This window comes from Flavobacterium sp., assembly GCF_043778725.1.
GTDB lineage: Bacteria > Bacteroidota > Bacteroidia > Flavobacteriales > Flavobacteriaceae > Flavobacterium.
The window spans coordinates 22,241-30,861 of record NZ_JAYWFT010000105.1 but is presented as its reverse complement, the minus strand read 5'-3'; the positions used below and the strand labels follow the sequence as shown (position 1 = coordinate 30,861).

Annotated in this window: 5 protein-coding genes, 1 tRNA gene and 2 pseudogenes; 6 read left to right on the top strand and 2 right to left on the bottom strand. The window is 27.2% G+C overall.

All coding sequences use genetic code 11. The features are described 5' to 3' along the window. Both ACH2CG_RS09870 and ACH2CG_RS09865 read left to right on the top strand, forming a co-directional pair. A pseudogene (locus ACH2CG_RS09870) lies at nt 1–319 on the top strand (hypothetical protein); the annotation flags it as partial. A gap of 305 nt (nt 320–624) precedes the next feature. Next, nucleotides 625–698, top strand: a tRNA-Arg gene (locus ACH2CG_RS09865). 162 nt (nt 699–860) lie between these two features. On the opposite strand, the pseudogene ACH2CG_RS09860 reads toward ACH2CG_RS09865, so the two are convergent. Further along, nucleotides 861–1,084: pseudogene (locus ACH2CG_RS09860) on the bottom strand (hypothetical protein); the annotation flags it as partial. A gap of 220 nt (nt 1,085–1,304) precedes the next feature. Here ACH2CG_RS09860 and ACH2CG_RS09855 point away from each other — a divergent pair. The 4 genes from ACH2CG_RS09855 to ACH2CG_RS09840 all read left to right on the top strand — a co-directional run bounded on the left by ACH2CG_RS09855 (nt 1,305) and on the right by ACH2CG_RS09840 (nt 7,427). After that, nucleotides 1,305–1,526, top strand: coding sequence for a hypothetical protein (locus ACH2CG_RS09855; RefSeq protein WP_395064682.1), 222 nt, complete (start codon nt 1,305–1,307; stop codon nt 1,524–1,526). Between the two features lie 67 nt (nt 1,527–1,593). Next, nucleotides 1,594–2,313, top strand: a complete 720-nt coding sequence (locus ACH2CG_RS09850) for a GLPGLI family protein (RefSeq protein WP_395064680.1) — start codon at nt 1,594–1,596, stop codon at nt 2,311–2,313. Further along, the gene (locus ACH2CG_RS09845; RefSeq protein ID WP_395064678.1) at nt 2,310–4,961 is read left to right on the top strand and encodes a carboxypeptidase-like regulatory domain-containing protein; all 2,652 of its coding nucleotides are present in this window, start codon (nt 2,310–2,312) and stop codon (nt 4,959–4,961) included. Before ACH2CG_RS09850 ends, ACH2CG_RS09845 begins: the two co-directional genes overlap by 4 nt. A gap of 843 nt (nt 4,962–5,804) precedes the next feature. Then, on the top strand, nt 5,805–7,427 hold the full coding sequence (locus tag ACH2CG_RS09840) for a hypothetical protein (protein WP_395064676.1): 1,623 nt from the start codon (nt 5,805–5,807) through the stop codon (nt 7,425–7,427). A 105-nt stretch (nt 7,428–7,532) separates the two neighbouring features. Here the strand turns inward: ACH2CG_RS09840 and ACH2CG_RS09835 are convergent, their stop codons facing one another. Further along, a complete protein-coding gene (locus ACH2CG_RS09835; protein WP_395064674.1) occupies nt 7,533–8,540 on the bottom strand; it encodes an LLM class flavin-dependent oxidoreductase in 1,008 nt (335 codons plus the stop codon). Nucleotides 8,541–8,621 lie beyond the last annotated feature (81 nt).

Genomic DNA, 8,621 nt, shown 5'->3' with positions numbered 1-8,621 from the left:
AATCAATGTAAATATTGCATCGTTACCTAATATGCCTAAAGCACCAACAGCTCCAAGTGGCTCACCAATAACAAACAAAAAAGAATGGGACAAATTTGAGAAAAAAATGAATGAATTTGAAGTAAAAATGAAAGAAATTGAACCAGAAATGGAAGCTTACGCAGAAAAAATGGCTAACATTGATGAACAAATGAAACCATTTGAAAAGGAAATGGAAGTTTTTGAAAAAAAGATGGAAGTATTCGAAAAAGAAATGGAAGTTTATCAAGAAAAATTGGAAGTTATAAGAGAAAAAAATGAAACAAAAAATAGAAATTAAACTTCAAAAGTTAAAATATTATACAATTAAACATGAAAGACCACTCTAATTGAGCGGTCTTTTTTACTTTTGCAAAAATAATAATACTATGTATAAAATTTTAGCAAAAATAAACAAACTCATTTTACCAAGTTTAACCAAGCAACGACTGGATATTTCAAAAGCATCAAAATTACAAATGGCATTAATTGGTTATCGTTATTATGTAACTAAAAGATCTTTAAATAATTAAAAAAATTAATTAAAATATTTTAGTTTTTTCTTGCAAAATCAATAGTAATACTTATATTTGCACCCACAAAAAAGGCCTCGTGGCGCAACTGAATAGCGCACTTGATTACGGCTCAAGAGGTTACTGGTTTGAATCCAGTCGAGGTCACAAAATAAGCCTATTTTAGGCACTTAACAAAGGTTTTAGTCAACAAAAATTGCGAAAATGAAGATTAAAACCTTTTTAATTTCATCAAAATAATCTCCATTGTTACATACAGTTGAAATTTAAATTAGGTACTTTTTTCTATTAAAATTTTATTTGAATCTCTTAATTTTGACATAATATTAATTCGTTGTGTATAATCAAATTGTTTGATTTTATTATTGGGGATCTATCAAAAATGAATATATTAATATATTGAACCAATGATAATGCTATATTTTTGCTAATTTTAAACCTTCATAAGTTTTAGCATAATTGTTTCTAATTCTGAACTGTTCAAATTGTTGTGAAAATAATGTTTCACTTCTTTTTCTTGATTTCCTAAAGATTGTATTGTACTTAGTTCAAAAAAATTACTATTAAATTAATATGTTTAAATAATGTTTTATATATATTTGATATAATAAAACTATTCTTATATCGTTTAACAAAAGCCAAGTGCACATGGCTAAAAAAATTAACGAGTAAGATTAAAAAAACAAATCATTTATTAACCATTAATTATTATTTTTTACAGCATTAGCGCTTGTAGCGTTTAATGGAATTTCAATGGCAAATACAATTGCTATGGAAGAAGAAAATGCTAAGAGTTCTGATGCCGTTACACAAGTATGTTGTAGACGAGGTGCTAGTGATCCAGAAACAGGACAGACTGCTTCTATTAGAGCTTGTGTTGATAGTACAGGAGATGCTGTTATTGATTTGGGAGCTGCCTGTAGCAAAGCTCAAACTGCAGCTAATGCAGCTTTAAAAGTTCTTTTAGCACCATAGAAAAATTATAAATTAATCCTTTCTTCTTTCTATTTAGAAATAAGAAAGGATATTAACATATTAAAAAATGAAAAATTGCTTAATGTTTTTATTGTTATTTTTAACAAAAATTTGTTTTTCACAAAACGATAAAATAGTCGTAACCTACAAATCACTAACCTTAGATGATAAAGATGAAAATGGTTGTATTCTATACGATAAAGGTGAATTAGTAACAAATAATAAGGAAAGTTTATATACTGAAACCCCACTAGATACTATTGTGGATATGGTAAATTTAGGAACTATTTCAACAATTGATTATAAATATAAATTTACATATTATAAAGATTTAAAAAATAAAACTATTCTTCAAGACAGAAGTTATGGTATGAAACAAATAATTAAAGACGATAATTATAAAATCAACTGGACAATAACTAAAAATACTAAATATGTATTATCATATATTTGTCAAGAAGCTGTTGGAAGTTTTAGGGGTAGAGAATATAAAGCTTATTTTTTAAAAGATATTCCAATATCTAATGGACCCTTTAAATTTGATGGTTTACCAGGTTTAATATTGGAAGTTCAATCTACGGACGGAGCTGTATCAATTGTCGCAACTGAACTTTTATATGACGAAGGTGATATTGTAAATCCTTTCATAAATATAGACAATAAAAAATGGACAGATTTTATTTCTTTTTATAAAAAATATTTTGAAAAAGTTTCTAATCATACTTTAGAAGATGGTTTGTCAATTAGTGTTCCAAATAGATATATTGAATCTTTTACTAAAGAATGAGATTTAAAATTTATATTGTAACTTTTTTTTTATTTCACATATTAGTTTCCTTCTCACAACAAACAATAACGGGTAAAGTAACTGAAAACAATCAACCAGTTCCTTATGCTAATGTTTTAATAAAAAAAATCAATTCAGATTTAATTATTCAATATACTAATACCAATGAAGAAGGGAACTATTCCCTTTTTTTTAATGTTGATGTTGATAGTATTGTTGTTGAAGCTAATTCATTTAATTATGAATCATCTCAAAAAATCATTTACATTGGTAAAGAAAAAAAAATCACATCATTAGATTTTGAACTATCACCAAAGACAACATTATTGAAAGAAGTTTTAATTAGAGATAAATTAAAGCACGCAAGTGTAAAAAAAGATACCATTGTTTTTGACCCAAATAAATATAAAGATGGAACAGAAAGAGTAGTTGAGGATTTGCTAAAAAAACTGCCCGGAGTAAAAGTTGAAGATAATGGTGAGATTAAATTCAGAGGAAAAAGTATAAAAAAATTGTTATTGGATGGTGATGATTTATTTGATTATCAATATTCGATTGGTTCAAAGAATATAAATGTAGAAATATTAGACAAAGTTGAAGTCATAGAAGATTACAATGAAAACTCATTGTTAAAAGGTATTAAACAGAGTGATGATGTGGCTTTAAATTTAAAGTTAAAAAAAGGAAAGACTGATTACTCGGGCAATTCGACAATTGGTTACGGTATTGAGAATCGATACGAAACTAAGGTTACGGGACTATTAATAAATAATAAAACTAAAGCTTTTGGAATTTCTAGTTATAACAACATTGGAATTAACAATTCTCCGTATGATTTTCAATCTGAAATTTTATTAGTAGAATCTATTAATGAAAGTGACTTATTAGCAAAAGAACTTATTAAACAAGGAAGTTTCTTTTCAAATCTTGATAATAAATTTCACAGAATAAATAACAACTTTTTTTCAAGCATAAACACTTTATTTAAAATCAATAAAAAACTAATATTGAAATCAAATTTTTCATTTTATAATGATAAATTAATTAGACAAAATAATAGTTCAACAGATTTTTTGGCAAATAATGAGTCTTTTTCATATACAACAAGTGAAAGTTTAACAAAGTCTCCGAAAATCTTTAATGGAGGATTTCAATTATTAAGTAACAAAAACAAAAATCTTAACTGGGAATATGTTGGAAAAATAAATATTCAAAATATTGAATATAGTAGCAATTCCATAAATAATAATATACTTCAAAACAATCAAGTTTCAACTAACTCTTTTTTTACCAAACACAGCTTTAATCTAACAAAAAAAATTGATGATAGTAAAGCATTAATATCTTCTGTTTTATTTTCAAAAAGTCAAGCCCCGCAAAATTACAATTTGACTCCGGGTATTTCTATTGATCCTGCAGAAAACATAATATCAAATTTACAAAGAAGCAGGTTTGATAAATCAAATTTATATTTTAAAGTAGAACTAATAGGTAAAATAAATAAATTGAAATATAATCTAAAATTAGGATATTCTTCTATTAATAATAATTATAATTCAGATTTAACTTATGTAAATGAAAATGGTGTTATTGTCAATAATTCAGACTTTAAAAACAATACTAATTACAAATATTATTTTCCTTTTGCCGAATCTACTTTGGTTTATTCAATGGAAAAAATTAGTTTTAAATTTGGGTTAGGTTCTCAATATTTCAATTTACAATTGGATGATAAAATCAGAAATAAAAATACCAATAGTAATAACTTAGTTCTTACTCCATTAATAAAGGTTTTATATAAGTTTTCTAATAAATCAAACATACTAACTAGCTATACCTACAATAAAATTCTACCCGATGAAGATAATTTATTTGAAGGAATAGTTTTAAATGGTTATAGAAACTTTCAAAACAATGAAGTTACATTAGATTTTGTTAAAACTCACAGCTTTTCTATTAACTATAGTTATAATGATTTTATTAATTTGAATAATTTTTCAGTTGCTTTTTTTTACAACAAAAAAGAAAATAACTACTTTTCAAATACTCTAATAAATACATACAGTTCAATAACTAGCAAATTTCTTGCTAATATTGGGAATCAAGATTTATCACTTAATTTTTCAGGTGAAAAATATTTAGATTTTATTAAAACTACTTTTCATATGGATACAAATTTTAGTTTATCATTTGATAAAGATATAATCAATAATTCAGAAGTTAGGGATGTTGAAAGCAGAAATTTATATTTTGAATTAATTGCAAGAAAAAAACTTATGAAAAAAGTATTTTTAGAAAATATTCTTACCTATAATAATTCGACCTATTTAACAGAAACAGATAAAAATAGTTTCAACAGCTTTAAAGAAAGTTTTAAAAGTGTATATAAATTGGATGATAATGTAAAAGCATCATTCACTTTGCACTGCATAATTCCAGATTTATCTATTAAAAACAGCTATACTTTTATTGATACCGAAATAACTTTTACATCAAAAAACAAAAAAATAGATTACTCTATAGTAGGAAGGAATTTAACTAACAATAAAACTTTTGAGACAACATTTATTACAGATTTTTCCAAAACAGTTTCTTCTCATAACTTGATTAATAGATATATTCTTGCAAGTGTGAGTTTTAAATTTTAACTAACTGAAAATATTGACAATAATTGCAATGGTTGCAATAGTATTGCAATGGTTGTAATGGTATTGCAATGGTTGTTAGATATTAGTATACCCTTATTTTACAGGGATTGTGTAGCATTGCAATGGAATTGCAATGATTTATTTAGACAATTGCAATTGAATTGCAATTGTTTATTGAAAAAGAAATTATTAAATAATGGTTGAATTTTTAAATGTTTCAATTAATTTTAAGATTCGAGATTTAATGAAACAAAATAAACATCTGCTAAATCAGTTCCGTTTTCATAACACGAATTTTCAAGCCAATTATTTACTTATATTTTAAAACCAAATCCGTTTAACTCGGTCGTTTTATTTAGCCACCCTTTGTATTTCTCACTTATCAGGAAAAGCAACGATTTTAAATTGCTTTATAGGCAGGAGCACATCGTATTTAAAAAGGCCTTTCCCTCCTGTTGACAGCCTTCGCTTTTACTTTGAAGTAAATATTTTATCTTAGACATTATATTTTGATACTTGTTTAATCAAAACAAATATACTTAATTAGTCAACATTTAGTCAACGAAATGCGAATTTAACCGAATTTCAATAAACTTGGATGAACTAAAAAAATTGTTAAGCACTATAAATAAAAGGATTTTATATTTTTACATTGTATGCAGATACATAAGTTGTGCTCCAGTCGAGGTCACAGAAAACAAAAGCTCTGATACAAATCTGAGCTTTTTTTATGTCTTTTATTTTAAACTTATTTTTAAAATGAAAACAAAATTTAGTAAGTAAATCTTTCTTTAACATGTAGTTAATTAAGAATTTATATATTTGTACAAATTTTTAATTATTATGAAAAAAGTTTTTTTAGCACTTTTAATGCTTGCGTCTTGGAGCTTCTATTCTCAATCTACTGACTTAGACCCACTTGAAGTAAATTACTCTTATGTACAACTTCCTACAAAGCCAATTTTAGAAAATAAAAACAGAAACTATTCGTTTTTAATTTCCTTTGATCGTTCACTTTTATACAATAAATCAAAGTATTTTATTGAAAATCAAGTAACTATATCAGGTTTAGAAAAGAGAGAGAAAAATGGCTACATGAATGTTGAAGTTATGTTGCAAAACCCAGTTGTAACTAAAAAAGAGGTGGTTACTAGAACGGTTAATAGCAAAGATAGAAACGGTATTAGTACAACGAAATATTACTATACTCCTATGGTTTCTTACAGCCAACAAGGAAATGCGAAAGTGGTAAGTGGTGATGGGAAAATTAATAAAATCATAAGTTTTATTGGTTCTAATACAATTAAGGGAACCGAAACTGAAGTGTATTCGCAAGCACAAAACAGCCAGTATTCGCTTCAAAGTTCTATCATCAACAATTACTTAAATGAAGTAGTTAACAGACTTAACAACGAATTGAATAATGAATTTGGATATCCAGTAAAATCTGGTAAAGATCAATTTTGGATATTAGCCAACAAGAAACATCCAGAGCAAGCAGCAGAAAATAATGCTTATTTACAAGCAAAAACTGTTTTTGATAAAATGAACTTTGCTGAGCCATTTGATACTTTTGAAAAAGAATTAGAAGAACCAATCAATTATTTCAAATCTTTGCCTAATAAATACACAACCGATTCTAAAGCAGATAGAAAAATACGTTACAGTGCTTACTATAATTTAGCCAAAATATATTATTATTTAGATCAACCTGCAAAATCTAATGAATGGGCTAACATTTTAATCACTAATGATTACGATCCTGGTGATGGAAAAACTATGGTTAAAGAAAATGATAATAATTTAGCTTTATTAAACATTAATAAAATAAAAACGAGACATTTTCCTGTAGATACCAAAAACTTTATCTTTGAAGAAGCTGTGCCTCAACAACAGGTTTATAATTCTAATACTTCCTACTCACAATCTGCTCCTTATAGTATTGAAACAGATCCAAACTATACTTTAGCATATATATTGACGATTAAAAAAGATACCGTTACAGGTTATATGCCCAAAAGTAGAGGATTAAATTTAAGCGATGCAGTAATGGTTACTGTTAAAGATTTTCAAGGAAAATTCTCTGAAAGAAGTTTCAAAGCAAATGAAGTTAATAAATTAATTTTGAGTAATGGAGAGGAATTTGCAACGGTAGCTTTTAAAGTATCAACAGAAAATGGTGGTGTTACTCTTTCTGGAGCAAGCAAAAAATTTGTTAAAGAAATGTATACAGGTAAAAAAATGGCTGTTTATCAATATTTTAATGGAGAAATTATTATAAAAGCCAGCAACGAATCTGAAGGTAAATCTAACGCATCTGCATCTTGGATGTTAGGTCCCAAAAAACGATTTGCAGAACTTGCTGAAGGTTGTCAACCACTTCTTGATCGTGTAGAGAAAAAAGAATTTAAAAATAATCTAGAAAGCATTTTGTCTTTTGCTCAAGCACTAGACGAATGTAAATAGTTTTAAAAAAAACATTAATAAAGGGTAATTCTTGCTAAGAATTACCCTTTTTTTTATTACTCTAAATCGCTATTAATTAAAATTTTAAATGATTTAATAATGAAATTATCTTCTATTAATTTCTGTGATTATTTCCATTCCAATCTTTAAACTTTTCAATTTATCAACATGATTGTAAATTGGGCTTGTAATCATTAATTCATCAATTTTAGTAAAACTAATGAATTTTTCAAGTTTATTTACCAAAAGTTCTTTATTACCAATAAACGAACAAGCTGTCATTTGATTGACATGAAAACGTTCAGCTTCATTCATAAGACCATCTAAAGTGGCAACTGGAGGTTGCAAAGGCTGTCTATTATTCTGGATCAAATTCAAAAACATTCGATACAAACTCGTAGATAAAACTTCAGCTTCTTGATTAGTATCGGCAGCAATAAGATTGACGCAAGCCATAGTTTTGGGTTCTGAAAGATATTCTGAAGGTTCAAAATTCTCTCTGTAAAATTCAAAAGCTTCCACCATTACTTTAGGTGCAAAATGTCCTGCAAAAGCATAAGGCAAACCATAAGCTGCAGCCAACGCAGCACTATCCATACTTGAACCTAAAATCCAAATCGGCACCTTTAATCCTTCTGCAGGAAAAGCTCTAACTGCCGCTGTACTATTTTCTTCAGAAAAATAGGTTTGAAGTGCCGAAACATTTTTAGGAAACTGTTGCGATTCTTCATAAAAATCTTTTCTAATGGCTTGTGCTGTTAATCCATCAGTTCCTGGCGCTCTTCCTAAACCTAAATCAATTCGATTGGGATAAAGTGTTTCTAGTGTACCAAATTGTTCTGCGATTATTAATGGCGAATGATTGGGTAACATAATTCCACCCGAACCAACACGTATATTTTTGGTCTGACTAGCAATAAATCCTATTAAAACTACCGTTGCTGTACTAGCAACATGCGCCATATTGTGATGTTCGGCAAGCCAGAAGCGATTGTAACCCAAATCGTCTGCTGCTTTGGCAATTTCTTTAGTTTTTTGGAGCGTTTCACTAGCATCACTTCCTTTAGAAATGATAGCCAATTCTAATATTGAGATAGGAATATTTTTTGACATTTTGTATTTTGAATCTTTATGTAAAATTAAATCATTACTACGAATTGCAATTTTAAAAGCACTAACTTTAACAGAACAATA